22 protein-coding genes are annotated in these 26,649 nt (G+C 35.1%); 6 read left to right on the top strand and 16 right to left on the bottom strand.

The annotated features are described in order from the left end of the window. Positions 1 to 251: 251 nt before the first annotated feature. The 5 genes from truC to uvrA form a co-directional block, all read right to left on the bottom strand. Positions 252 to 962, bottom strand: coding sequence for a tRNA pseudouridine(65) synthase TruC (gene truC / locus J3U24_RS08190; RefSeq protein ID WP_267337603.1), 711 nt, complete (start codon positions 960 to 962; stop codon positions 252 to 254). A 16-nt stretch (positions 963 to 978) separates the two neighbouring features. After that, entirely contained in the window at positions 979 to 1,800 is an 822-nt protein-coding gene (locus J3U24_RS08185; protein WP_267337604.1) for a pyridoxal phosphatase, read from the bottom strand. 73 nt (positions 1,801 to 1,873) lie between these two features. After that, the gene (gene recR / locus J3U24_RS08180) at positions 1,874 to 2,479 is read right to left on the bottom strand and encodes a recombination mediator RecR (protein WP_267337605.1); all 606 of its coding nucleotides are present in this window, start codon (positions 2,477 to 2,479) and stop codon (positions 1,874 to 1,876) included. 156 nt (positions 2,480 to 2,635) lie between these two features. Further along, positions 2,636 to 3,235 carry a glycerol-3-phosphate 1-O-acyltransferase PlsY gene (plsY, locus tag J3U24_RS08175; RefSeq protein WP_141673967.1) on the bottom strand — a complete coding sequence of 200 codons (600 nt, stop codon included), beginning with the start codon at positions 3,233 to 3,235 and terminating at the stop codon, positions 2,636 to 2,638. Between the two features lie 43 nt (positions 3,236 to 3,278). Then, the gene (gene uvrA / locus J3U24_RS08170) at positions 3,279 to 6,113 is read right to left on the bottom strand and encodes an excinuclease ABC subunit UvrA (RefSeq protein ID WP_416380507.1); all 2,835 of its coding nucleotides are present in this window, start codon (positions 6,111 to 6,113) and stop codon (positions 3,279 to 3,281) included. Between the two features lie 316 nt (positions 6,114 to 6,429). On the opposite strand from uvrA, the gene J3U24_RS08165 reads away from it, so the two are divergent. Beyond that, positions 6,430 to 7,167, top strand: coding sequence for a cyclase family protein (locus J3U24_RS08165; RefSeq protein WP_267337607.1), 738 nt, complete (start codon positions 6,430 to 6,432; stop codon positions 7,165 to 7,167). A gap of 87 nt (positions 7,168 to 7,254) precedes the next feature. On the opposite strand, the gene J3U24_RS08160 is transcribed toward J3U24_RS08165, so the two are convergent. The 3 genes from J3U24_RS08160 to guaA form a co-directional block, all read right to left on the bottom strand. Continuing rightward, the gene (locus J3U24_RS08160; protein ID WP_267337608.1) at positions 7,255 to 8,193 is read right to left on the bottom strand and encodes a sugar kinase; all 939 of its coding nucleotides are present in this window, start codon (positions 8,191 to 8,193) and stop codon (positions 7,255 to 7,257) included. A 27-nt stretch (positions 8,194 to 8,220) separates the two neighbouring features. Continuing rightward, complete coding sequence (locus J3U24_RS08155) at positions 8,221 to 8,691, bottom strand: YhcH/YjgK/YiaL family protein (RefSeq protein ID WP_065734038.1); 471 nt, start codon at positions 8,689 to 8,691, stop codon at positions 8,221 to 8,223. Positions 8,692 to 8,989: 298 nt separating this feature from the next. After that, entirely contained in the window at positions 8,990 to 10,573 is a 1,584-nt protein-coding gene (guaA, locus tag J3U24_RS08150) for a glutamine-hydrolyzing GMP synthase (protein ID WP_065563541.1), read from the bottom strand. 329 nt (positions 10,574 to 10,902) lie between these two features. On the opposite strand from guaA, the gene J3U24_RS08145 reads away from it, so the two are divergent. Then, entirely contained in the window at positions 10,903 to 11,334 is a 432-nt protein-coding gene (locus J3U24_RS08145; protein WP_267337609.1) for a hypothetical protein, read from the top strand. Positions 11,335 to 11,337: 3 nt separating this feature from the next. Beyond that, positions 11,338 to 11,802 carry a MarR family winged helix-turn-helix transcriptional regulator gene (locus J3U24_RS08140; RefSeq protein WP_267337610.1) on the top strand — a complete coding sequence of 155 codons (465 nt, stop codon included), beginning with the start codon at positions 11,338 to 11,340 and terminating at the stop codon, positions 11,800 to 11,802. 315 nt (positions 11,803 to 12,117) lie between these two features. On the opposite strand, the gene J3U24_RS08135 is transcribed toward J3U24_RS08140, so the two are convergent. The 4 genes from J3U24_RS08135 to J3U24_RS08120 all read right to left on the bottom strand — a co-directional run bounded on the left by J3U24_RS08135 (position 12,118) and on the right by J3U24_RS08120 (position 19,603). After that, positions 12,118 to 15,324, bottom strand: a complete 3,207-nt coding sequence (locus J3U24_RS08135; protein WP_267337612.1) for an autotransporter outer membrane beta-barrel domain-containing protein — start codon at positions 15,322 to 15,324, stop codon at positions 12,118 to 12,120. 19 nt (positions 15,325 to 15,343) lie between these two features. After that, entirely contained in the window at positions 15,344 to 15,820 is a 477-nt protein-coding gene (locus tag J3U24_RS08130) for a toxin-activating lysine-acyltransferase (RefSeq protein WP_065734034.1), read from the bottom strand. 366 nt (positions 15,821 to 16,186) lie between these two features. Further along, on the bottom strand, positions 16,187 to 18,331 hold the full coding sequence (gene pta / locus J3U24_RS08125; protein ID WP_065734033.1) for a phosphate acetyltransferase: 2,145 nt from the start codon (positions 18,329 to 18,331) through the stop codon (positions 16,187 to 16,189). A 66-nt stretch (positions 18,332 to 18,397) separates the two neighbouring features. Beyond that, the gene (locus J3U24_RS08120; protein ID WP_267337613.1) at positions 18,398 to 19,603 is read right to left on the bottom strand and encodes an acetate kinase; all 1,206 of its coding nucleotides are present in this window, start codon (positions 19,601 to 19,603) and stop codon (positions 18,398 to 18,400) included. A 185-nt stretch (positions 19,604 to 19,788) separates the two neighbouring features. On the opposite strand from J3U24_RS08120, the gene yfbV reads away from it, so the two are divergent. The 3 genes from yfbV (at position 19,789) to cysK (ending at position 22,031) form a co-directional block, all read left to right on the top strand. Next, entirely contained in the window at positions 19,789 to 20,238 is a 450-nt protein-coding gene (gene yfbV / locus J3U24_RS08115; RefSeq protein ID WP_065734032.1) for a terminus macrodomain insulation protein YfbV, read from the top strand. 10 nt (positions 20,239 to 20,248) lie between these two features. After that, positions 20,249 to 20,755, top strand: coding sequence for a primosomal replication protein PriC (priC, locus tag J3U24_RS08110; protein ID WP_267337614.1), 507 nt, complete (start codon positions 20,249 to 20,251; stop codon positions 20,753 to 20,755). A 310-nt stretch (positions 20,756 to 21,065) separates the two neighbouring features. Next, positions 21,066 to 22,031 (top strand): cysteine synthase A, encoded by a 966-nt coding sequence (gene cysK, locus J3U24_RS08105; protein WP_267337615.1) that lies wholly within the window; start codon positions 21,066 to 21,068, stop codon positions 22,029 to 22,031. A 78-nt stretch (positions 22,032 to 22,109) separates the two neighbouring features. Here the strand turns inward: cysK and ruvB are convergent, their stop codons facing one another. The 4 genes from ruvB to dnaX all read right to left on the bottom strand — a co-directional run bounded on the left by ruvB (position 22,110) and on the right by dnaX (position 26,426). Continuing rightward, complete coding sequence (gene ruvB, locus J3U24_RS08100; RefSeq protein WP_267331857.1) at positions 22,110 to 23,114, bottom strand: Holliday junction branch migration DNA helicase RuvB; 1,005 nt, start codon at positions 23,112 to 23,114, stop codon at positions 22,110 to 22,112. 18 nt (positions 23,115 to 23,132) lie between these two features. After that, entirely contained in the window at positions 23,133 to 23,741 is a 609-nt protein-coding gene (gene ruvA, locus J3U24_RS08095) for a Holliday junction branch migration protein RuvA (RefSeq protein ID WP_065563044.1), read from the bottom strand. A 246-nt stretch (positions 23,742 to 23,987) separates the two neighbouring features. Continuing rightward, positions 23,988 to 24,326, bottom strand: coding sequence for a YbaB/EbfC family nucleoid-associated protein (locus J3U24_RS08090; RefSeq protein ID WP_065563043.1), 339 nt, complete (start codon positions 24,324 to 24,326; stop codon positions 23,988 to 23,990). A 33-nt stretch (positions 24,327 to 24,359) separates the two neighbouring features. Beyond that, positions 24,360 to 26,426: a DNA polymerase III subunit gamma/tau gene (gene dnaX, locus J3U24_RS08085; protein WP_267337616.1), complete on the bottom strand. Its 2,067-nt coding sequence runs from the start codon at positions 26,424 to 26,426 to the stop codon at positions 24,360 to 24,362. Positions 26,427 to 26,649: the final 223 nt, after the last annotated feature.

The following is a 26,649-nucleotide window of genomic DNA, read 5'->3' as shown; positions in this document are numbered from 1 at the left end:
GTATTTCCATGCTGAAGTGAAATTGAATTTATATTCAATAATGAAGAAAAATTTTAAAAAACTGATGATTATAAAGCTATGAATCCATTACTATATTTGATTAAATTCTTAATCTAATGCTTTTAATTATTTTTTGAAGTATTAATTGAGACAAAGAATATAACCATCATTATTAATGCATAACGCTGTAATGTTTATCATGCTAAATGACAAAAACTAATATTGTTAGAAGACATTTAACCCAAAAAAACTTATTTAAAATTTTGTAATATCGTTAACCAATCATCACTTAATTTTGCATGAATAGTGATAGGGGTAGATGTAATGGGATGAATCATTTTAATAGTACTAGCATGTAACATCAGGCGCTTAATATCAAAATATTGACTAAAAGCTCGATTTTGATGAAGATCACCATGTTTACTATCACCTATGATAGGGTGAAAAATATGTTTAAGATGACGACGTAATTGGTGCTTTCTTCCTGTTTGTGGTTTTAATTCAACAAAGCTATATCTAGCTGTTTTATATTTACCCACTTCAATAGGCAACTCTATTTTACTCAAACCTTTATAAAAAGTTATAGCATCTTGGGCCGGCTTATCTTTACGAGTAAACTTATCAGCGATTTTATCCAACTCTTCAACTAAGGGATAATCAATGATTGCTTCATCATCAACATAACCACGTACAATAGCATGGTAAACTTTTTCTATTTGTTTGGATGCAAATTGTTCAGATAACAATCTTGCAATCTCACTAGATAAAGCAAAAATTAATACACCTGATGTTGGTCGATCAAGACGGTGGATGGGATAAACATGCTGTCCGATTTGATCGCGCAACGTTTGCATGACAACGACAGTTTCATTTTTATCAAGCCAGCTTCGGTGTACTAACCACCCTTCTGGCTTGTTGATTGCGATTAAATCATTATCTTGATAAAGAATTTCAAAGACCATCTTAAAATTAATATTTCTAATTTAAAAATATTTTTTCAAGTTCAGCGGCAATACTTGGGCTGTTATTATCGCCAATTGAATAATTGGCTTTTTCTTTGACTTCTTTATCCGCATTACCCATTGCTATGCCTAATCCTGCTATGGATAACATACTGATATCATTGTAACTATCACCAAAAGCTACAATTTCACTTAATTTGATATTTTCATGTTCAGCCCAATGCTTTAATCCGTTTCCTTTAGTATTCCCTTTTACCGCCACATCAGCACGATTTGACCATGACCATTCACAAGAAAACTCACCAAGCGCATCAACCGCATTTGAAAATTGTTTTAATGCTGAAATATCATGGCTACTAGTCGCAAATTTGAAAATCAAATTTGCTTGATCAATCAGTCTCTCGAAGTCATCAACTTTTTTAACTTCTGGTTGTAGAAATTCAGGTAAAGACTTCACCCATTGAAAGAAACCTTCTAAATGATCATCAAGAACTTCATAATTCATAAACTGATCAGTATAAATCATAGTATGAATGCCATATTGGTTAACTAAATTTAACAATGTTTTTGCTTGTTGTTTAGTCATTGGTTTTGCAGCAAAGTTTTGCTGCTTTTCGAAATCGTATAAATAGGTTCCATTACAGCAAATCGCAGGTGTAGATAAATTTAGTTGGTAGTAATAAGGGTGAATCACGGTATGATGACGACCTGATACCAAAATGACTTTAATTCCTTTATCACTAATTCTTTGTATCATATCTACTGTTTCAGGAAGGATTAAACGATTACTACCAAGTAACGTACCGTCCATATCAAATGCGACTGCTTTATATTTCATAAGATTTCTCTTCCTCTTTCTTCTTAATACCCATTAATAGCTAATAATCTGATTGTTGGTAAATTATCAAAAGCTAAAAATCTATCTTTTGTCGCCCAACAAAGGAATGTGACAATGTCGTACCATCAACCATTTCAAGCTCTCCACCCACTGGTACACCGTGCGCAATGCGAGTCGCAACGATATTAAATTCATTACACATCTGGGCGATATAATTGGCGGTAGCATCACCTTCAACCGTGGGATTGGTAGCTAAAATAACTTCACTAATTGATTCTGAACTTAACCTACTTTTTAAAAGGTCGAGACCAATATCATTCGGGCCAATACCATCAAGTGGTGACAGATGCCCCAGTAAAACGAAATAACGACCACTATACTGCCCTGTTTGTTCAATAGCAAAAATATCTGCTGGCGATTCAACCACACAGAGTTGATCGCTACTTTGCCGACGGACATTCGCGCAAATATTGCAGATCTCTTGTTCAGTAAAGGTACGACATTGTTTGCAATGACCAATATTATTCATTGCCTCATTTAACTCTTGAGCCAAATGGAGACCTGCTTGGCGATTACGTTGTAATAGATGATAAGCCATTCGTTGTGCTGATTTTGGACCAACCCCAGGTAAGCAGCGAAGTGCGCTAATAAGTGATTCTAATAACGGACTGATTTGCATGAATTAACCACATAATTAAAAGATGAATAATAATACCTTGTTTGAATTGTCTGTAAAACAAAAAATATTCTATTACTATAATTTAAAAATAATTAATCTTTCATATATCACTAATAACGATTAGTGACTGAAAATTAAGCTTAGTTGTGTTTTAGATTATTTTTTACTGCGACGATAAAAGCTTTTGGGCTCTTCGCCTTTTAATAGGCGCATTATGTTGCTACTATGGCGAATAATGATTAAGCATGAAAGCATTGTAACAGGTAATGTCAATTCTGGTTTAAATAACCAAACATATAAAGGTGCAAAAAGAAAACCGACTATTGCCGCCACAGAAGAATAACCCGTTGTAATTAATGTAAAAAACCAAGTCAACAAAAAGCAACCTGTAAAATCAAGTCCAATCGGCGCCATCATTCCTAACGCAGTTGCAACACCTTTTCCACCACGAAAATGAAAAAAGCATGGAAAAATGTGTCCAAGACAAGCCGAAATACCAATAATACCTAAAAAGAAAGGTGATATTCCAAGTCGATAAGCAATATAGACCGGAATAGCACCTTTTAACATATCAAAGATTAATACAAAAACAGCAGGTAATCGCCCATTAATCCTTAATACATTTGTCGCACCGGGGTTATGAGAACCATATAAAGAAGGATTATGTAACTTCATCAAATGGCAAATTATCATAGCACCTGAAAGTGAACCACAGAGATAAGCAATAATGATCATTAGTATAATCTGTAATGACAAAACCCTTCTCCTATGGTTAACTTTATTTATATAACAATACTTACTACTTTTGCTTTTCCAGTAATGGTTTTAAGTATTTACCAGTATAAGATTTTTTCGATTTAGAAACGTCTTCTGGTGTTCCTTCGGCGATGATTTCTCCACCGCCACTACCGCCTTCTGGACCTAAATCGACAATCCAATCGGCAGTTTTGACAACATCTAAATTATGTTCGATAACTACAATAGTATTGCCTTTATCTCTCAATGAGTGTAGTTGAGCAAGCAATTGTTTTACATCCGCAAAATGTAAGCCCGTAGTTGGTTCATCTAGGATATAAAGTGTGCTACCAGTATCTCGCTTAGATAACTCTTTTGCAAGTTTTACTCGTTGCGCTTCACCTCCAGATAATGTTGTTGCTGATTGACCAATGGTAATATAAGCAAGACCAACATCAATTAAAGTCTGTAATTTGCGTGAAATCATCGGTACCGCGTCAAAAAATTCTCGACCTTCTTCAACAGTCATGTTGAGGATTTCATTAATCGACTTACCTTTGTATTTGATTTCTAATGTTTCTCGATTATATCGTGCGCCATGACACTGATCACAAGGTACATAGATATCAGGTAAAAAATGCATTTCAACTTTAATTAAACCATCACCTTGGCAAGCTTCACAACGTCCACCTTTAACATTAAAGCTAAAACGTCCAGGATTATAGCCTCTTGCCCTGGCTTCTGGTACCCCTGCATAAAGCTCACGAATTGATGTAAAAAAGCCAGTATAAGTTGCTGGATTAGATCGTGGTGTCCGTCCAATTGGGCTCTGATCTATCGCAATAACTTTATCAAAAAAGTTTAATCCTTTAATTGATTTGAATGGTGCAATTTCGGTTTTTTCAGCGCCATTTAATTCGTTTTGAGCTAATGGATATAAGGTGTCATTAATTAATGTTGATTTACCTGATCCAGAGACGCCAGTAATACAAGTAAATAGCCCTACAGGAATGTTTAATGTGACATCTTTAAGATTATTTCCTGTCGCGCCAATCAATGATAACATTTTTTTCTTATCAACTTTATGACGTTTAGCTGGGATCTCAATTTTCTCTTTTCCAGAAAGATATTTACCAGTCAAAGAGTTCTTACTTGCCATAATCTGTTTTGGCGTACCTTGAGCAACAACTTCACCACCATGGACACCAGCGCCTGGTCCAATATCAATCACATAATCAGCAGCCATTATCGCTTCTTCATCATGTTCAACAACAATGACGGTATTACCTAAATCGCGTAAGTGAGTTAATGTATCAATCAAGCGACTATTATCACGCTGGTGCAAACCAATTGATGGTTCATCGAGAACATACATAACACCGACAAGCCCCGCACCAATTTGACTAGCCAGTCGAATTCTTTGAGCTTCTCCACCCGATAAGGTTTCAGCTGAACGTGACAGGGTTAAATAATTCAAACCAACATTGATTAGAAATTGCAGGCGATCATTAATTTCTTTTAGAATCTTTTCGGCTATCTGCGCTCGTTGTCCGGTTAAAGTAAGCTTATCAAAGAAATCTTTAGCTTGTTGTGTACTTAAATCACTAATTGTTGGTAAATTAGTATCATTAATAAACACATGACGCGCAGTTCTACATAATCGTGAACCGCCACAACATGGGCAAGGACGATTACTGATATATTTAGCTAACTCTTCACGGATAGTTTGTGAATCAGTTTCTTTATAACGACGACTAAGGTTATTGATGATCCCTTCAAAAGGGTGATTACGTTTAACGACATCACCACGATCATTGGTATAAACGAACTGTATTTCTTCATCACCAGAGCCATTTAATAAAATATCTTTTACTTTGTCAGATAATTTTTCATATGGCTTATCGATATCAAATTTATAATGGTTTGCTAACGATTTTAACATTTGAAAATAGTAGAAATTACGTCTATCCCATCCTTTGATTGCTCCAGCAGCTAAAGAAACCTCAGGCATTTGAACAATACGCTTTGGATCAAAATATTGTTGTACACCTAAACCGTCACATTCCGGACATGCACCAGCAGGATTATTGAATGAGAATAATCGCGGCTCAAGTTCAGGAATGCTATAACCACATATAGGACAAGCAAAATTGGCAGAAAATAGATGCTCTTCTGCTTTCGGATCATCTAAATTCGCGACTTTGACAATACCATTAGTTATGGAAAGCACAGTTTCGATTGATTCGGCTAAACGTAATTTCAAATCATCCCGAATTCGGAAACGGTCAACAACGACTTCAATTGTGTGTTTTTTCTGAAGCTCAAGTATTGGTGGATCTGAAAGGTCATAAACATCACCATCAACTCGAACTCGAATATAACCACTTGCTGCAAGTTGTTCAAACAATTTAACGAACTCACCTTTACGCTCAGTAACAACCGGCGCAAGCAACATATAGCGGTTTTCAGATGGCAGAGCAATAATACTATCAACCATTTGCGACACAGTCTGTGCAGCTAAGGGTAAATTATGATTTGGACAGCGTGGCTCACCGATTCGAGCAAATAAAAGTCGCAAATAGTCATAAATCTCAGTGATTGTTCCCACTGTTGAGCGAGGATTATGCGATGTTGATTTTTGCTCAATCGAAATGGCAGGAGATAATCCTTCAATATGATCGACGTCAGGCTTTTCCATTAGTGATAAAAATTGACGAGCATAAGCTGATAATGACTCAACATATCGCCTTTGTCCTTCAGCATATAAGGTATCAAATGCTAATGATGATTTACCAGAGCCGGAAAGACCGGTGATAACAACCAATTTATCTCTTGGTATAACTACATTTATATTTTTTAAATTGTGTGTTCTTGCACCACGAATATCGATATCTTTAATTGACATAGATCTCTTCTTATGTGTGTTTTTAGATAAATAAAATTAACTGTATATTATACCAGTATCAAGTGATTAAATATACAACTATATAGCTCAATAGGGTCTATTAGCAGAAATTCAATAATATAAGCCAAAATTGTCAATTAAATAGCACAAATTAAGCATTTTTTACCCCTCAAAAACCCCGTTCCTCAACTTTTTTTCAAAATAGATTAGAACTAAAAGTTATATTTCTATAACTCTAAATTATTGGTTTCTTGAATTTAATCATCTTACAATAAATCATTGATACACTTTTTTGATATAAGGAATAATTTTGAATAACGACGTTTTACAAGCATTAAATTTATTAAAATCGAAAAAATGGATAGATTTGACTCATGCATTTGATCACAATTCGCCCCATTTTTTTATGTTTAAACCGGCTGAAATAAAAACACTATTTGACCACAGTGATGGCTTTTTAGCGCAAAACTTTAGTTTTGCTGGTCAATATGGTACTCATTTAGATGCACCAATTCATTTTGTTCCTAATACTCGATATTTGCATGAACTTGAATTACAGGAATTAGTATTACCTCTAATCGTAATTGACCAATCTATACGTGCAAAGCAAGATCCCAATTTTTCTTTTTCTAAAGATGACGTTTTAGCTTTTGAAAAGCAACATGGGCTAATTGAAGCGGGTAGTTTTGTTGCACTGAGAACAGACTGGAGTAAGAAATGGCCATCACAATCTGCAATGGAAAATAAAGATGAGGATGGAAACAATCAAATCCCAGGCTGGGGACTTGATGCATTAAAATTTTTATTTGAAGAGCGAAAGATTAAAGCTATTGGCCACGAAACTTTTGATACCGATTCAGCGAAAGCATTTCGAGAAAATAATGCGCTAAAAGGCGAATACTATGTTTTAGAGCAAGATACTTATCAAGTAGAATTAATGACAAATTTAGATCAATTGCCAACCAAAGGCGCGGTTATCTTTAATATTGTAGCCAAACCAAATAACGCTTCGGGTTTTCCAGTACGCTCTTTTGCAATACTACCGTAATCTATTTTGCCTAAAAATCGATATTAAATATTTTTAGAGCCAAACTATTCTGATATAAAAAACGGTCATTACTGACCGTTTTATTTACTAACCTTCAATTAGTTTTGGCGTAGCATCCAAAGGAATAATAGCACCTCGATACTGAATCACGGTACCGGCAACTAGGTGACCTTGGCTTGCTGATTGTGAAGGATTTTTACCACTTAAACGTGCAGCTAAATAACCCGCACTAAATGAATCCCCAGCTGCCGTGGTATCAATAACATCTTCTTTAGCGATTTTATTTGCTGGAACGTCAAAACGCCCTTCCACAGAATCAATAATACAACTATCGCTACCACGTTTAATGACTACTTCAGAAACACCAAACTTTTTAGTTCGTTCAATTACTTGTTCGTACGGTAACTTGCCCCATAATAAGTCTTCATCATCTAAAGTTAAAAACGCAATATCAGTAAATGATAAAATATCAGAATAGACACTTCGAGCCAAATCCAAGCTACTCCATAAACGTGGTCTGAAGTTATTATCAAAAATCACTTTACCACCATTGGCTTTAACTTGTTTTAATAGATCTAATAATTTGATAATACTTTCCGCATCTAAAATTGCAATACTGATACCACTTAGATAGACATAATCGTATTTAGCAATTTGCTCAGCAATTTTTGCTGTTTCAGCTGTTTTTAACCAAAATTTAGCAGCTGCATCATTACGCCAATAATAGAAAGAACGCTCACCCTGTTCATCAGTCACAATAGAATAAAGTCCTGGCATTTTATCAGACATTCTTTGTACCAAATCAGTTGAAATATGCTCTTTTTGCCAGCTATCAAGCATCTCTTGACTGAAAGGATCTGTTCCTAAACCAGTCACATAATGAATTGAAAAATCTTTATTTTTTAATAAACGAGATAAATAAACCGACGTGTTAAGAGTATCTCCCCCAAAGCTACGGGTTGTTGAATCTTGTTTTATTGAAAGTTCAATCATACATTCGCCAATAACAGCGATTTTTGTTATCATAGTGCTACCTAAAATCCTTACTTCTATTTATAAATAATCTAATGCGATTTTTACCACAACTTTACGAACCGTTGCAATCTTATTATCGACAGCACAAAGCGGTTTATGTACTTCATTAGGTAAAAATACAATAAAATCGTCTTTCTGTAATACTAACATAGTTTCTTCGTTAGGTGTTTTGATAAAAGCGATATCATTTTCTGCTATTTTATCTTCTAATACTTGTGTATGAGGAGGTAGAGTGGAAACAGCCATTCCTTCTTGACCATCTAAAACAATCTGCACATCAATATACTTTTTATGGTACTCAGGGTTTGCTTCATGAATATATCTTAATGAATTGTCAGAAACCATAAAAAACATATTATCGCTGTCAATATCATAACGACCAGCTGGTGTATTGCTATTAACGTTGTCTTTTACATATTCAATTGATTGTTTAATCTTGGTAGGCAAATAAGGAATTAAATCCAAATGATTAACATTACCTAAAATCATACTTAACGGTCCTTAATTTCTCAAATGAGGTAATAACTTAAATTAGCTTTATCCGCTTTTACTCAATAGCGAAGAAACCTATATAAAAAGAAGTATATACTTAAGTTAGTCATTTTTGTAGATCATTTAGCAATAAGTTTCTAAAGGTTTTTATATTTTAATTAAAATGCTATTTCACACTGAGTGTTTAAGTTTATCCCCTAAACCTTAAAAATCCATCATTCAAAGATAGAAATGATATAAAAAAGCCTTGATAAACAAGGCTTAAGATAAAAAGATTATATGGTATTTGTTGCAATTATTCCCACTCAATAGTGGCAGGCGGTTTTCCACTTATATCATATACAACTCGTGATATTCCATTGACTTCGTTGATAATACGATTTGATACTCGCCCTAAGAATTCGTAAGGTAAATGTGCCCAGTGAGCGGTCATGAAGTCGATAGTTTCAACAGCACGTAATGAAACAACCCAATCATATTTACGTCCGTCTCCCATCACTCCAACTGAACGTACTGGTAAGAATACGGTAAATGCTTGGCTGACTTTGTGGTATAGGTCAGCTTTATAAAGTTCTTCGATAAAAATAGCATCGGCTTGACGCAGTAAATCACAATACTCTTTTTTCACTTCACCGAGAACACGCACTCCTAAACCTGGACCTGGGAATGGATGACGGTAAAGCATATCGTAAGGTAAACCGAGTTCTAAACCAACTTTACGTACTTCATCTTTGAATAATTCTCTTAATGGTTCTACTAGCCCCATTTTCATATCTTCAGGTAAACCACCAACATTATGATGTGATTTAATCACGTGGGCTTTACCTGTATCAGCAGCAGCAGATTCAATGACATCTGGATAGATAGTACCTTGAGCAAGCCATTTGACATCTTTTAATTTTGCCGCCTCTTCATCAAAAACAGCGACAAATTCACGACCAATGATTTTACGTTTAGCTTCAGGATCAGCCTCTCCCTTCAGAGCAGCCATAAAGCGATCTTCGGCATTAATTGCGATAATATTTAACCCAAATTTATCACCAAACATATCCATGACTTGCTTTGCTTCATTTAAACGTAATAAGCCATGATCAACAAATACGCAAGTTAACTGGTCACCAATGGCTTGATGTAATAATAATGCAGTAACCGAAGAATCAACACCACCTGATAAACCTAATAATACTTTATCTTTACCGACTTTTTCTTTTATACGAGCAATTGCATCAGTAATAATAGAAGACGGTGTCCATAGCTTTTCACACTGACAAATATCAATAACAAAACGCGTTAATAACTCTAATCCTTTAACCGTATGCGTGACCTCTGGATGAAACTGTACGCCATAAAACTGTTTTTCATCGTTGGCCATAATGGCGAATGGACAAGTTTCTGTTTGCCCAATTAAGGTAAATGTGTCAGGTAATGAAGTAACTTTATCACCATGACTCATCCATACATCAAGTTGCTCTATACCAGCATCATTGGTGCTATCTAAAATACCGTCTGTTAATTTTGATTTTGCAACAATATCAACTTTAGCATAACCAAACTCTCGTTGATTAGAAGCTGTAACTTGTCCACCCTTACCTACTTGAATTGCCATAGTTTGCATACCATAGCAGATACCTAACACTGGCACGCCAGCGTTGAACACATATTCTGGTGCTCGAGGGCTATTTTGGTCAGTAGTACTTTCAGGACCACCAGATAGAATGATACCTTTAGGGTTAAATTGTTTGATTTTTTCTTCCGAAACATCCCATGGCCAAAGTTCACAATAAACACCTATTTCACGAACCCGTCGAGCAATTAATTGGGTAACTTGTGAACCAAAATCAAGAATTAAAATACGTTGCTGGTGGATGTCATTTTTCATCAAATTTATTCCTAAACTATGGACTAATACAAAATCAAGGCGCTATTGTAACATTTACCGATTAAATTGAACGGATTAAATGAAAAACAATTGTAAATATTTTACATTAATATATTTTAAATCTGTTAAACATTTAATCTTGTTAATTTTATTAGATAATTAATTATATTAAAGAATCAAATACCTGACTATATAATACTTATTTATTCATTACGTTAATTGAGGAATTTTGAATAATCCCACAATTTTAATCTATGCAAAAAATTTTCTTTACCTATTTAATAAGTATACTTATAATAAGCTTACTTATTAAATATAGGAAAAAAATAATGAACACAATTTCAATCTCTTTCGTATTACCAACAAAGGCAAAACCATCTAAAATTTGGCAATACTATACCGATCTTAATTTAAGAAAATTATGGGAAACTGATCTTGAAGACTTTCGTATTTTTGGTGACTTGAAAACCGGCACTAAAGGTATTTTTAAATTACAAAATATACCAGAAATGGAAGTGACTTTATCAAAAATCATTGATGAGCAAGAATTTACTGAACAATTTGATATGCCTGATATAGGTTTATTATTTTTCTCCCATCAAATTGTTGAAATTTCAGAAAATCAATATGCTTTGAAATCAGAGATTTCATTAAAACCAGATACAAAAATGGACACTAAAGCATCCTATGATTTTATAAAACAGATTTCTGATGATATTATTGATAAAACTTACAAATTAAATGGCTTAGTTGAAGGATAAATTATGGCAAAGGGCGATAAGTTTCTGACACAATTTCAAAATGATTCTCAATCCATTGGTTTTATTTTTATGAAAACTTATTCGTCCTGGCATACAAATATCAAAAGTTGTTTGAAAAAACAGTCTATCACTCATCCTCAATTTATCGTACTTGCAACACTTGCTTATTTATCACAATACAACGATGAAATAACACAAGTCACTCTATCCAATCGAACAAATATCGATGTGATGACAATCTCACAAATTTTAGAGAATTTAGAGAAAAAAGATTATATTGAGCGCCACTGTTCAAGCAAAGATAGTCGAGCAAAATCCATTCAACTGACACAAAAAGGGTTTGATAAAGCAAATGAAACTGTACCTTTAGTTGAACAAATAGATACAGAATTTTTTTCAACATTAAAGGCTGATAAAAAACTATTTATGTCAATGTTATTAAGACTATTAGAAAGTCAAGGTGAGTAAAGTAATTATCCTCTATTATATTTATTCAAGTTTAAAACATTAAATGGCTTTAATTCATCTAAAAATCAATTTGTTAAGTATTAATAAATGAGTTCTATTTAACAAAAATTTCATTATAAAATGATTTGTTGGGTTAAATTTATTCCAATCTTAAAAATATCACTTTTGCCATTTGCAATAAGTTTTACGCGATGAACATTAAGCCATATTATTTTATTTAACTTGATTATTAGTTACTTTTTTATAAAAAAGTCTATACGTAATGCATGACTAGCCATTACGTATAGAACAGAGAAATAAACTTATAATTCTAAATTACCATTTATGTTCTATTCCAATATTTCCTTTATAGCCTTGATGCTTGGTACTTCCAAAATCATGTTCATAACGAGCATCACCATAAAGAAAATTATCTTTGCCTAATTCCGTTTTTATACCAACCCCCAATTCTCCCCAAGTAGTTGCATAATTTTCACGTAAACTATCTTTACCTATTGTGACATGAGTTGGCTTAATAAAGTCATGCCAAACATTACCAATTGCATAAATCGACATTATTTGTCGATCTGCTGCTTGATTATTATGGTCTACTCGTACACCTATTCTGCCACGCAATTGATCCTGATTATTCTGATCGACTTGACGATATTTATCTTTAAAACTATCCAAATTAAGATATTGATAAACAAGTTGAGCTTGAGGTTCGATTAGCCATTGGCTTGAATCAAGACTATTTTGACTAAAGTTGAAGGCATGTCCGGCTTCTGCTGAAACAGCTACACCAAAACCATTTTGATGGATAGAACGGGCTTCTTTTCGTGCATCATATTTATTGCGGATTGAAGAGAACTGTCCAACTAAATCTAAATAACTGTTATTAGCAGAAAAATAGGTATTAGTTAACCCAAGGCTAAATGCTTCCGAAGTACCTTTTCCGGTTTTTTTGTTATGAGAAATTAAACCATTAACCGCTCGATATTTATCGGAAAAATCAGTATTAGCTTTAGTATATGAAAGATAAGCACCAGTATAATTGTGGCTTCCATCTTCGAATAAATTGTTTACCAGATCATGGCCAAGTTGTAATCCATAAACGTCAGTTTCTAAATTCAACCGTTTTTTTCCGTCTGATTTGAGATGTTTGCCTAATATTCTTCCCCAAGTTTCACTTAAATGTTCATCGCAAGTACTACAATTAGCTAAGTTAAAGTTAGCATATTCGCCTCTACGTTCATGCAAAGTACCAATACTTAATAATCCTTGTTCTTGGTTTACTCGTGGCATTGATACATAACCAGAAACGGCATTTGAATAGATCACCTTCTTAGGTGGTTTTACTGGTTCAACTGGTTCAACGGGTTTGACTGGTCCAACTGGGCCAACGGGTTCACCTGGATTACTTGCCTTCATAGTCCAATAGTATTCATCACCATTAGTTGTTTGACGTTTTGCCAATTGAACTTCTGTTGCACCTGTCGTTTGTGCATCACCAGTAAAATTGCTTTCTGAGCTTGAAGTTCCTACATTAATAACAGGAATACTATTCAATATTGCAGCAACTTGCTTTATGTTACCATCAATAAAATTTTCAGCTCCATTTGCATTAACAGGAATAACTTTAGTAACACCACTGGCAGCTCCAGTAATTTTTAGTAAGTCTGATTGTGAAGTATTATTATTCCATAACGTATTCATCTTAACTATTGCATTATTTGATGCCGAATAATTACCTTGAATAGTTAAACTATCATTATATTTTCCATGAGAATGATTATCCAAACTAATAATACCACCATCACTAATAACATTACCTTGTAAAATAAACTCATTTGCACCCGCATCATCAAATGCAGCATTAAGTAACGCACCATTTGATAAGGTTAAATTATCAAATAAAGCAGTTTTACTGGTATCATTTGCTTTCAAGTTCCAAGTAAAGCCATTATTTAAGTTTAAGTTGAGTGTAGGCGTTTTATTGGCATCTAAAACTTCACCCTCTTCAGTTTTAACCAAACCTTTATAAACCAGCCCAGTCATACTTCCCTTGTCAGAAGCATTAAAGGTAACTGATGACGCTTGATAATCATCATGACTTTGTTCTGTTCCAGTTTGATCATAGGTATTTGAAAAGAACTGATAACCAGATGCGGTATAATTTCCACTCACGTTAAGAATATAACCCGCATCATTTGCTGTTAGATCAGTTTTATCACCGGTAAAAGATAATACAGTATCGACTTGACCTTGATCGACAAAAATTAAATCTTTGCGACCAACAGAACCACTGATAACCGGGTCAGCACTAGTACCATTCGTAGTAAATATCGCATTTTTAAAGCTTGCACTTACACCATGTGATGCAGCCTGTTCAAATACTCCACTTGAATTCGCATCATCATGAGTCCCGATTTCAAGTGCATAACCATTTGTTTTGATGATTGTCGAACTATCGTCATAATCTGCTTTTAATAAAGAATTGCGAACCATCTTAATACCAGAACCATTTAAAGCATTTGTAGTATCAATATTAAGTTCACCATGAGATTCTAAAATACCAGCACCTTCACCAGTATTACGCGTCTTTCCTAATTTGACACCCACACTGTCCCAGTTCAATGATGAACTATCGCTACCTTTATTCAACACTATGCTATTTTTAGCGCCTTTTAAAATCACTATTGGTGTTAATTGACCATCAGCACCAGTATCATTCGCGCCACCATGATTGGTTGCATTACCCGATACATAAATACCGATGGCGCGATTACCAGTCAAAGTCATATCCAAATCATCATTAACAATAACTCGCCCTGCAGAACCTTGACCATTATTGTCATATGCACCTTGAATAGCACGAATACCATTATTTAATATTGGAGAGGTTTTACCACCTGATGTTGTTTGGTTGATCGTCAGTTTATCAACTGTGACTGTGCTATATTTACCATTATAGGCGTTTCTCTCACCGGCATTTGCAGCTGAACCGGTTAATATCCCATAAGCAGCCACACCACCACTAGAGTTACGACCACGTGTATAGTTATCAGTTATATTTAATACAACATCTTTAGCAGTGATATCGACATTGTGATAAGTCGTAAGCCCCATCACATTACCATCATTCTTTATAGTAAAATTTAAATTGCCCGCTTTAATTGAGCCACCAGAAACACCATAAGTATATTGGTTACCTAAGCCAGTATAATCGGCACTGACATTTGCAGTAAGGGTCGTATCACCCACATTTAGTTGTTCATGCAGTTTACTTCTAGTTAAAATATAAAAACCAGCATTACCACTTTGCGTTGCAGTAGCAGCATTTATATTATTACAACTAGGAGCGTCTTGGCCTACTAAATAAGATCCATCAGGATTTGGTGTACAATCTAACGCAAATAAAGAGGTTGAGGCTGATAAAATTGAAACAGTTATCGCTACTTTACTAACACGTCGTGCCAATTCAGAACAAACTATGCTAGTACCAGTTAGAAAATTAAATTTTGTTTGGTATATTTGATTCATAATTCTTTCCTTATAGACTCTAACATTGAACTTTTTTTACAACGGTGTTTGTTTTTGACTTGTGGTAACCGAAAAAGCAGAGATTATTTTTTAGAACTTTTTTACAAATAGATTTCAACAAGAAAGATTCATTCCGTCCAAATGGGCAAAAGAAAGATAAAAGCCATAATTGTTTACTTTCATCTTTCTTATTACATTGAACAAAATTCACATAACTTTTCGTTTTGTTTAGATATTCCCGTTCCTCATCTTTATTTAAATATGCCCAATTGAGATAACCGAGTGGTCGATTATTTTTAATGAGTAAAATAAAATTCCTAGACTGAATAGTAGGCAGTAAAGTTTCCAATGCTGAACTTATGGCAACATTTCTATAATTGGAATTCCTGTTCCATAACCAAACCATGGCGCCTAATACTTCGGCTTCATTCCATGAAGTATCATGATAAATGCTGGGAGCAATGACTCTAATGGAGTCCTGATTAAGACAATTCATTCCGTTATACCTTTAGTATTTTTAATTAAAAATAATATTGAAAATAAAACTTATCTTTCTTAAAACTTAGGAATATAAAAACAGCTTTGCTTAATCTTTAAACAGGTAATGAAATGGACAAATAATTAACAAATTGATTAAATTAGGGAGATATAGACCATGTGTAGTCATATAGCTTGAATAAATTAATCAAAAAGAACTTTATAATGTATAGAATTGGAACAAAAAACAGCGCTAAATAATGTATAACTTACATCATCCTTAACTAATTTCGTCACTTTATGTGATTGGACTTATCGGACAGATAAAAAATGAGAGGTCTTTGAAAAACCTCTCATAAATTTAAACATAAATATTAATAATTTACTAGCTATTTTTTTCTTGCGCGGATTGAATAGCGGTTAATGCAATTGTATAAACAATATCATCAACTAACGCACCACGAGACAAATCATTAACTGGCTTACGCATACCTTGTAACATAGGTCCAATTGAAACAAGATCAGCTGAACGTTGTACAGCTTTGTAAGTTGTATTACCAGTATTTAAATCAGGGAATATAAACACCGTCGCTTTACCTGCAACTTTAGAATTTGGCGCTTTTGATTTCGCAACATCAGGCATAACCGCAGCATCATATTGTAAAGGGCCATCAATCATTAAATCTGGACGTTTTTCTTGAGCAATACGTGTTGCTTCTTTCACTTTTTCAACATCAGCACCTTGACCAGAACTACCGGTTGAGTAAGAGATCATCGCCACACGTGGTTCAATACCAAAAGCAATAGCAGTATCAGCAGATTGAATAGCGATTTCAGCAAGTTCTTGCGCATTTGGATCTGGATTAATAGCGCAATCCCCATAGATATAAACTTGATCAGGCATTAACATAAAGAACACCGATGAAACAAGCGAACTACCTGGAGCAGTCTTGATTAATTGTAGCGGAGGGCGAATAGTATTGGCCGTAGTATGAACAGCACCAGAGACTAAACCATCAACCTCATTTGCTTCAAGCATCATTGTACCAAGCACAACATTATCAGCTAATTGCTCACGCGCAATAACTTCAGTCATACCTTTGTTTTTACGTAATTCAACTAAACGAGGTACATATTTATCACGAATGCGTTCTGGGTCAACAATTTCAACACCTGCACCTAAAGTAACACCTTGCGACGCAGCCACTTTACGGACTTCATCAGGATTACCAATTAACACACACTTAGCAATATGACGCTCTGCACAAATTGCAGCTGCTTTAATTGTTCTCGGTTCATCCCCTTCTGGTAACACCACCACTTTTTTCGCATTACGTGCAAGCTCAGTTAATTGATAACGAAATGCTGGAGGAGATAATCGACGAGCAGAACTAACCACTTCATTCAGTGATTTAATCCAACTTGGATCAATGTGATCGGCAACAAAATTCTGAGTATTATCCATACGTTCTTTATCATCGACCGGGATTTCTAAATTGAATTGCTGTAAATTGATTGAAGTTTGGAATGTATTGGTTTTAACAGTAAATACTGGTAATCCTGTATCAAAAGCAGGTTGACACAATTTATAGATTTTTTCATCAATATCATAGCCACCAGTCAATAATACACCACCAATAGCAACACCATTCATGGCAGCTAAACAGATTGTTACTAAAACATCAGCACGATCAGCTGAAGTAACTAATAACGCGTTCGGTTGAAGGTGATTAATGATATTTGGAACGCTACGAGAACAGAAAGAAACATGTTTAATTCGACGATTTTTAATACCGCCTTCATTAATGATTTTAGCTTGCAAATGATTAGCAATGTCATATGTACGACAAGAACTTAAATCGATGTTCCAAGGAATACAGCCAAGTACAGGTAATGGGCTATGCTCGCTTAAATCATTAATTGTAATTTTCTTACCATCAAATTTAGGTGTATGATAAATTTCAACAACATCTGGACGAGCGAGATTTTGTTCTTCTACTGGTGCATTGACTTTGTTAACAATCACACCAATAATTTTATCATTTTTGATGCCACCAAAATTAGAGCGAGCAATCTCAATGCGTTCTTTTAACTGCTCTGGATCATCTTTACCCATATTAACCACAAAAATAATCTCAGCGCCTAAAGTTTTCGCGATGTTATTATTTAGTTCATTAGCAAATGGATAATCAATAGTTGGTACAATACCTTCAACTAAAACAACATCTGCACCTTTAGTATTTTCTGCATATAGTGCAACGATTTCTTCCATCAAAACATCTTGTTGATTCAAACCTAATAAGTTTTCAACATAACTCATTTTTAAAGGTTTCAAAGTTGGAATCGATGTATTATTACTAACTAAAGTCGTTGTATTATCAGGCGCATCACCACCTGCTCTTGGTTGGGCAACTGGTTTAAATACATTTAAGTTAATACCTTGACGTTCCATTGCTCGAATAACACCAAGACTTACACCCGTTAATCCAACATTGGTACCAGTTGGAATCAGCATAATGGTACGAGACATAATAAGTTTCCTCTTAATTCTTTATTAAATCCAAAACAAACCGCCTTAACGGCGGTTTTAAAGTGCTTAAGCTGTTAAGCGTGCTGCATCTTGTGCGATGACAAGTTCTTCATTGGTAGGAATAACCATTGCAATAGCAGAACCATCTTTAGTGATCACACCACCGTTACCAAAACGTGCAGCTAAATTGCGTTCTTTATCAATCTCAAAACCAAGTATACTTAATTTTTCTAAAGTTTTACGACGAATACATTCAGCATTTTCACCAATACCACCAGTAAACACGATTGCATCTAAACGGCCGTCTAACAACATCGCATAACCACCAATGTATTTGACTAAACGGTGAACAAATACTTCTAAAGCATTTTTAGCATTTTCGTCTTTATCTGCATTATCTGTTACATAACGGCAGTCGCTACTTACACCAGTTAAACCTAATAATCCTGATTTTTTATTTAATAAATTATTAATACCAGCAACTGACATATTTAAATTGTCATGTAAAAAGAACATGATAGCAGGATCGATATCACCACTTCGTGTACCCATCACTAGACCTTCAAGTGGTGTTAGCCCCATAGAAGTTTCAATACTTTTACCGTTTTTCACAGCAGTGATTGAAGCACCATTACCTAAGTGGCATGTAATCACATTCGTTTGATCAACCGGTTTATTTAATAATTTCGCCGCTTCTCGGCTGACATAATAATGACTAGTACCATGAGCACCATAACGGCGAACACCGTACTTAGTATATAATTCATTAGGAATTGCATATAAATATGCTTCTTTAGGCATTGTAGTATGGAAAGCTGTATCAAATACTGCAACATTCTTATTTTTTAAATGAGGAAATGCAATAAAAGCTTCGCGAATACCAATTAAATGTGCTGGATTATGTAAAGGCGCAAAAGCAGAAGCTTCTTCAATACCTTTTAAAACGGAATCATCAATCACAACTGATTGGGTATACTTCTCACCACCATGAACAATACGGTGCCCAATTGATTTTATGCTGTCTAATAATTCTGGTTTTTGTGGAAAAATGTTATTAACAATGAATTTAATCGCTTCGCTATGTGCTGCACCAGCTCCTAAAGAAGCTTCTTGCTTTTCACCATCTAATTTCCATTTGATACGAGCATCAGGAAGGTGAAAACATTCAGCTAAACCAGATAAAAACTCATCACCATTTTCAGGGTTAATAATAGCAAATTTTAAAGATGAACTTCCACAATTCAGAACGAGAGCGTTATTACTTGATGACATAGTAATTCCTATAAATTGAATAAAAGATTTTTACCAATCAATATTGGCAACTCTACACATTAATCAATGTGTTATATAAGGCGACTTCTGATATCTTGAAATTTGAGATAAAATAAAGAGAGCCCCCAATTTGAATGGCTCTATTTTAAGACAATAAAATGTGAATGTCGAGGAATCCAAACCAGATGAACTTAGTTAAAATTTTTAAGGCAGGTCAAATATATATGGATATTTGCCCAAAAGATAAAGCCCTATCCTATTCATTTCCTGAATTAAAAATTATTAACTACATCAAAGTTGCAAAAAAAATTTTACCGCCGATCATCATCGGCTTAATTCTTTGGCAATATTATTTACCCGCGCAATTAGCGGTAACAGCAATCACAATTCTATTTGCCTTAAGTTTACCTATTCAAGGGATCTTGTGGTTAGGATATCGTTCTCAATCGCCATTACCGCTCAACTTAATTGACAGCTACAACCGAATCAAATTGCAATTAATTGAAAAAAAGATATTAAGTCCGAATAAAAATCCAAATGAAAAATTAACTTTTGAATCGTTAATGAAACTAATAAACTTATCTAAAATTCATTTAGGGAATTATTTTGGGCAAAATGACGATAACCAACCATAAAGATATATCCATGCAAAAATTTTTGGAAAAATTGAAAAATCAAATAAACGAGCTTGAACAGCATTTGAACTTATCCGAACAACAAAGCTATCAAGAGCATTATTTTGATGAGCATCTGTTTAACACCAGTAAAATTGAAACCGACAATCAATTCTATTTAGATAAAGTAAAGCAAACCTATCTAGCACTTTGTGATGCAGTACTTTCGGAAAAACGCACACAAATCGAATTTTTATCAGAAAGACTTATAAACCAAATTACCGCCCTAACACGTGAGCTTGCCACAGTACATTTACGTAAACAAACTACTGGCCATATTATTACAGAAACATTAGCTGAAAAACATTCAAGACATTTAGATTATTTACGACGATTACAAGAGATGAAATATGAGCTCGAACTCTCTTTAGAGTCAATAGAACACACCAAAATCGCTGCCCTTGATAATCGAATATACCGCTGCGAACAAGCTATTAAAAGGATTGAATTAGACATGGAAAATAGTTTCATTGAATAATGGTTTCATAGATAATCATAAATTTCTGAATATTTGATGATCAACGATTACCTAACTTAAAATAATGTCTTAACAAAACACGCCTGAATATGGCGTATATGTAAATTCACATTTCAATACTATAGTAAGATCCCAGCACTAAAAAGGATACCAGCTAGTCAAAATAAAGGCCCTTATATCAAAAATGCATATGAATATAATTAATAATTAGTATCATCTTTTCAGTTCAATCTATAATATAGTCATCAACATTAATTAATTACTTGCCACCACTTTTGAATCTAAGAATAAACTAATAAGGACTTTTTCCATGAGTAAGATATTTGATGATAACTCACAAACCATCGGCCATACTCCCCTAGTTCGATTAAAACATTTTGGGAATGGTAATATATTAGCTAAAGTCGAATCTCGTAATCCAAGTTTCAGCGTCAAATGCCGAATTGCATCAAATATGATTTGGGATGCCGAAAAACGTGGTTTACTTAACCCTGACGTCGAACTTATAGAGCCAACTAGTGGTAATACTGGTATCGCATTAGCTGCTGTTGCCGCTGCTCGTGGTTATAAATTAACCTTAACCATGCCAGAAAGCATGAGTATTGAACGCCGCAAACTTCTAAAAGCGTTAGGTGCAAACCTTGTATTAACTGAAGCTGCCAAGGGAATGAAAGGTGCGATTGAAAAAGCGGAAGAAATCGTTGCTAGTAATCCAAAACACAATATTATGCTCCAACAATTTAGCAATCCCGCCAATCCAGAAATTCACGAAAAAACCACTGGGCCAGAAATTTGGCTTGATACAGATGGTAAAATCGAGATTTTCGTTGCAGGAGTGGGAACTGGTGGAACCTTTACTGGTGTAACAAAATACATCAAAAAAGTTCAAGGAAAAAACATTACGGCTGTCGCAGTTGAGCCAACTACCTCACCTGTAATTACGCAAGCACTTGCTGGCGAACCCATCAAACCTGGCCCACACAAAATACAAGGTATCGGAGCTGGATTTATTCCTGGTAACTTAGATTTGAGTTTGATTGATTTGGTCGAAAAAGTATCTAACGAAGAAGCAATCGAAACAGCTCGCATTATAATGGAAAAAGAAGGTATCTTAGCAGGAATTTCATCTGGTGCTGCGGTATTTGCAGCTGATCGTTTGGCTCGATTACCAGAAAATGCGAATAAAACCATCGTGGTAATATTACCCTCTTCAGGTGAACGTTACCTTAGTACTGATTTATTTAGTGGTATTTTCACTGAGAAAGAACTTGGTTAATTATCCTATAAACGCAAAACACCGCCATTTGGCGGTGTTGGATTAAAAATCGGATAATTCAAATTAAAATAAATCAAATTAATCATCTTGAACAATACCAAAATGTCGATAAGCATGAGGTGTTGCAATCCGTCCTCTTGGTGTTCTTTGGATATAACCTTGCTGAATTAAAAATGGCTCTAACACATCTTCAATCGTTTCACGTTCCTCACCAATTGCTGCAGCAATATTATCTAATCCTACTGGACCACCCATGAATTTTTCGATGATGGCAAGAAGTAGCTTACGATCCATATAGTCAAAGCCTTCATTATCCACATCTAACATATCTAAAGCTTGAGTCGCAATACGCTCATCAATAACACCTTTGGATTTAACATCCGCATAATCTCTCACACGTCGCAATAAACGATTAGCAATACGAGGCGTTCCGCGTGAGCGTTTAGCTATTAAAAATGCCCCCTCTTTAGAAAGATCTAAACCTAAAAACTTAGCACTACGACTAACGATATACTCCAAATCCTCAACACGGTAAAACTCAAGGCGTTGCACAATCCCAAAACGATCGCGTAATGGCGATGTTAACGAACCCGCTCGAGTAGTGGCGCCAATAAGCGTAAAGGGCGGAAGATCGATTTTAATTGAACGTGCGGCTGGACCTTCACCAATCATAATATCGAGCTGATAATCTTCCATAGCAGGATATAATATTTCTTCAACAACTGGAGATAAACGATGGATTTCATCAATAAACAGCACATCATTAGGCTCGAGATTGGTTAACATTGCAGCCAGATCACCTGCTTTTTCCAACACTGGGCCAGAGGTAGTGCGCAAATTAACATTCATTTCATTAGCAACAATATTAGCTAAAGTGGTTTTACCAAGACCAGGAGGACCAAAAATTAAAACATGATCAAGCGCATCACTACGTTGCTTGGCAGCCTGAATAAAGATTTTCATCTGCTCTCGCACTTGAGGTTGACCAATATACTCATCCAAATATTTAGGACGAATAGCCCGATCTAACGACTCTTCTTCTTTTTGAGCCTGTGGCGCAATTAAACGATCCGCTTCAATCATCATCGTTCCCTATTTTCTTTATAATGCTGACTTTAATGCTTCACGTATTAGCATTTCACAATCCATGTCTGGCTTAATGACTTTACTAATAATACGACTTGCTTCTTGTGGTTTATAACCCAAAGCGATAAGTGCCGAAACGGCTTCACCTTCAATCTGACTTGAGGATTTTTTAAGACTTCCAGTCTCAACAGTTACGTTTACATTAGCTAACTCTTCACCAAACCGTTTAACTCGATCCTTCATTTCGACAATCAATCGTTCAGCCGTTTTAGTACCCACGCCAGGTAATTTAACTAACGTCTTGATTTCACCTTGCTCAACTGCACTAATAAATTGCCCTGCTGACATTCCTGATAAAATTGCTAACGCTAATTTGGGACCAACACCATTCACTTTAATCAACTCACGAAACAATTCACGCTCTTGTTCATGATTAAAGCCATACAGCACTTGAGCATCTTCACGAACGGCAAAATGAGTTAACACAATCACTTCTTTACCATTATCAGGTAATTCATAAAAACAGGTCATTGGCATAAACACTTCATAGCCAACACCACCAACTTCAATTAACACTTTGGGTGGTTGCTTTTCAATAATGATTCCACGTAAACGACCTATCACAATATATCCTTAATAAATAATGTCAATTAAACAACATTGATCAATCAGTATTAAACGAAAACTCTCGTTCAACATCAGCCTAATTATTATGATCAAAATTGAATGTGAATTAAAAAAACAATTGTGAGTTAGTTTACCTGATAGGAGGAAATTAATAAAGACAAACTGTATAAATAAACAGTCAGTAGACAAAAATATTGCCGACAAAAGTCAGCAATATCAGAAAAATAGAGTTAAAGATTCAAATTAGAATGGCATTTTAAAACCAGGTGGTAATTGCATTCCACCAGTAACTTGAGCCATACGTTCTTTTTGAGCTTCTTCCAAACGGCGAGTAGCATCATTATAGGCTGCAGCGATAAGATCTTCTAACATCTCCTTATCATCTTCGGTTAATAAAGACGGATCGATATCAACGCGTTTACAACTATGTGCACCATTTACAGTAACTTTAACGATACCCGCGCCAGACTCTCCAGTAACCTCTAATTTAGCAATCTCTTCCTGAGCTTGCTGCATTTTTGCTTGCATTTGTTGGGCTTGTTTCATCAAATTGCCCAAACCACCTTTTCCACCTGGAAACATAATTATTCCTCATTAAAAACATTTAGTCTGTAATTATACAGGACGAATACTCGATTCATCAATCTTGGCATCAAAATATTGACAAATCGTCTCAACTTTAGGATCTTGATGTATCGTTTGTTTAGCTTGTTCAAGCTTCTGCTGATATAAATCTTCACGTAATTCTAATGGCGTTTTTATATCCTTACTATCATCAATCACAACCTCTAAATTAAGTGTTTTTTGACGATAAGCTGACATCGCAGTTCGTAGCTTAATACAATTTGCCGACGACTTAGTTAAATGCTCAACAGCCGAACGCGTATGCAAAATTACACTATTATCATCGACTATTTCAGGATACGAATTAACCGCAATCTGTTTAATTAGCGGTGCAATCTCCAATTTTTCAATTTCCGCACTCCAAGCATCTTTTTCGATCATCTCTTCAATCAATTTTTTTGTCATCTCTGGAGTTTTATCAACCTTAAGTGACTCCCTAACTGACTTCGCATCTATCACCGGCTCATTCTTAGACTCAAACAGTCCAGTCGATTGCCATTGATAATTTTCTGCTGTAATTTCCTCTTCGTCGTCCTCTACAACCTCATCCACCACTGCACTATTAACTTCAGTCTTAGTAGCCTGTTTAACACGGCTCAAGTTAACTAAATCGCTTGATGGTTGATTGGCACCAACCGGTTCAGACTTTTTTGAACTTTGTTCCTCCATTAACTGCATTCGCATCTCTAAAATATTTTTAGTGATAGACGAAGCATCATCTGGAAGCGATATAGAATGGGCTGGCATCGAATTATTAGCTTGATGCACAGGAGAAACATTATTATCAGCTAATGATGATTGTGAATGTGCCGTTGATTGAACTGATGACTTAGCTGCATCCTTCTTTACTGGAATCGGTGGCACAGAAGCTGATGTTGCTGATTCAACTTTTGGCGGATTAGACTTTGGGACAGGTGCGTGTCCTACAGCTGAAGGATTAGTGGTTGAAACCGGTTGAGAAATCGAATCAACATCTTTTGGCATAAAGGCTAACGCGCGTAAAAAGCTCATCTCCACGCCCATTTTCTTGTCAGGTACAAGCGCGAGTTCTTTTCGACCCATCAATAAAATTTGATAAAACAATTGCACATCATTTGGCGAAATGTATTGAGCTAAAAAACGCAATTGCTCCTCACTATCGGCATAATCACCTAAGGCTGTAGGTACTACTTGTAATAAAGCAATTTGATGCAACAAAGAAATGCTTTCAGCTAATAAATTATCCCAATCCGCTCCTTGCATTGCCGCCAATTCAATTTGTTGCATTAACGCATTACCATCGCCTTGGTAAAGTGCATTAACTAACGCAAAAGGAATAGCCTTATCTAATGTTCCAAGCATTGATGCAACTGATACGGCATCGACTTTACCATTACCTAGCGCAATAGCCTGATCGGTTAAACTTAACGCATCTCGCATACTTCCATTGGCTGCTTTGGCTAATAAATGAATAGCTTTTGGCTCACTTTCAATATGCTCTAATTGTAAAATGTGATTTAACTGATCACCAATTAAAGATGTGTCAAGCACATTCAAATGTAAATGCAAACAGCGAGACAAAATAGTAATAGGTAATTTTTGAGGATCGGTTGTCGCTAACAAAAATTTAACATGTTCAGGTGGTTCTTCCAAAGTTTTTAATAATGCATTAAAACTGTTGCGAGACAACATATGCACTTCATCGATCAAGTAAACTTTAAAACGCCCTTTAGTTGGCAAGTATTGGATATTATCTAGAATTTCACGCGTATCTTCGACTTTAGTTCGTGATGCAGCATCAATTTCTAACAAATCAACAAAACGACCTTGCTCAATCTCACGACAATTATCACAAACACCACAAGGTGTTGCAGTGATACCACTTTCACAATTCAAGCCTTTAGCTAACAAACGAGCAATCGACGTCTTTCCTACACCTCGTGTACCAGAAAACAGATAAGCATGATGCACCCGACCAAGAGAGAGGGCATTAGATAAAATTTTCAACACATGTTGCTGCCCTACTACCTCAGAAAACGACTTTGGTCGCCACTTACGTGCTAAAACTTGATAACTCATAATCACCATTACTTATTACGATTAAATTTTGCTAATCATATCATAAAGAGCCAAATTAGTCTTTAAGATGCCACTTTTCGAATTAATAATAGACCTTAATTAATTTATAAACAAATTAGATTATAAAAACGCAATTTTAAGTAAAACATATAATAATTAGCGTCATATTACAGGATTTTTTTGCTCAAAAACCCCGTTCCTCAACTTTTTTTTCAACGAATAA

The sequence above is a fragment of the Gilliamella sp. B2785 genome, from assembly GCF_026537005.1.
Taxonomy (GTDB): Bacteria; Pseudomonadota; Gammaproteobacteria; order Enterobacterales; family Orbaceae; genus Gilliamella; species Gilliamella apicola_E.
This window is presented reverse-complemented; position numbering and strand designations above follow the sequence as displayed.

Coding starts and splice junctions, on each gene's coding strand:
- truC (WP_267337603.1), bottom strand. CDS start 962: ATGGTCTTTGAAATTCTTTATCAAGATAATGATTTAATCGCAATCAAC.
- J3U24_RS08185 (WP_267337604.1), bottom strand. CDS start 1,800: ATGAAATATAAAGCAGTCGCATTTGATATGGACGGTACGTTACTTGGT.
- recR (WP_267337605.1), bottom strand. CDS start 2,479: ATGCAAATCAGTCCGTTATTAGAATCACTTATTAGCGCACTTCGCTGC.
- J3U24_RS08160 (WP_267337608.1), bottom strand. CDS start 8,193: ATGATAACAAAAATCGCTGTTATTGGCGAATGTATGATTGAACTTTCA.
- J3U24_RS08155 (WP_065734038.1), bottom strand. CDS start 8,691: ATGATTTTAGGTAATGTTAATCATTTGGATTTAATTCCTTATTTGCCT.
- guaA (WP_065563541.1), bottom strand. CDS start 10,573: ATGAAAAATGACATCCACCAGCAACGTATTTTAATTCTTGATTTTGGT.
- J3U24_RS08145 (WP_267337609.1), top strand. CDS start 10,903: ATGAACACAATTTCAATCTCTTTCGTATTACCAACAAAGGCAAAACCA.
- J3U24_RS08140 (WP_267337610.1), top strand. CDS start 11,338: ATGGCAAAGGGCGATAAGTTTCTGACACAATTTCAAAATGATTCTCAA.
- J3U24_RS08135 (WP_267337612.1), bottom strand. CDS start 15,324: ATGAATCAAATATACCAAACAAAATTTAATTTTCTAACTGGTACTAGC.
- J3U24_RS08130 (WP_065734034.1), bottom strand. CDS start 15,820: ATGAATTGTCTTAATCAGGACTCCATTAGAGTCATTGCTCCCAGCATT.
- pta (WP_065734033.1), bottom strand. CDS start 18,331: ATGTCTCGTACCATTATGCTGATTCCAACTGGTACCAATGTTGGATTA.
- J3U24_RS08120 (WP_267337613.1), bottom strand. CDS start 19,603: ATGTCATCAAGTAATAACGCTCTCGTTCTGAATTGTGGAAGTTCATCT.
- yfbV (WP_065734032.1), top strand. CDS start 19,789: ATGAACTTAGTTAAAATTTTTAAGGCAGGTCAAATATATATGGATATT.
- priC (WP_267337614.1), top strand. CDS start 20,249: ATGCAAAAATTTTTGGAAAAATTGAAAAATCAAATAAACGAGCTTGAA.
- cysK (WP_267337615.1), top strand. CDS start 21,066: ATGAGTAAGATATTTGATGATAACTCACAAACCATCGGCCATACTCCC.
- ruvB (WP_267331857.1), bottom strand. CDS start 23,114: ATGATTGAAGCGGATCGTTTAATTGCGCCACAGGCTCAAAAAGAAGAA.
- J3U24_RS08090 (WP_065563043.1), bottom strand. CDS start 24,326: ATGTTTCCAGGTGGAAAAGGTGGTTTGGGCAATTTGATGAAACAAGCC.
- dnaX (WP_267337616.1), bottom strand. CDS start 26,426: ATGAGTTATCAAGTTTTAGCACGTAAGTGGCGACCAAAGTCGTTTTCT.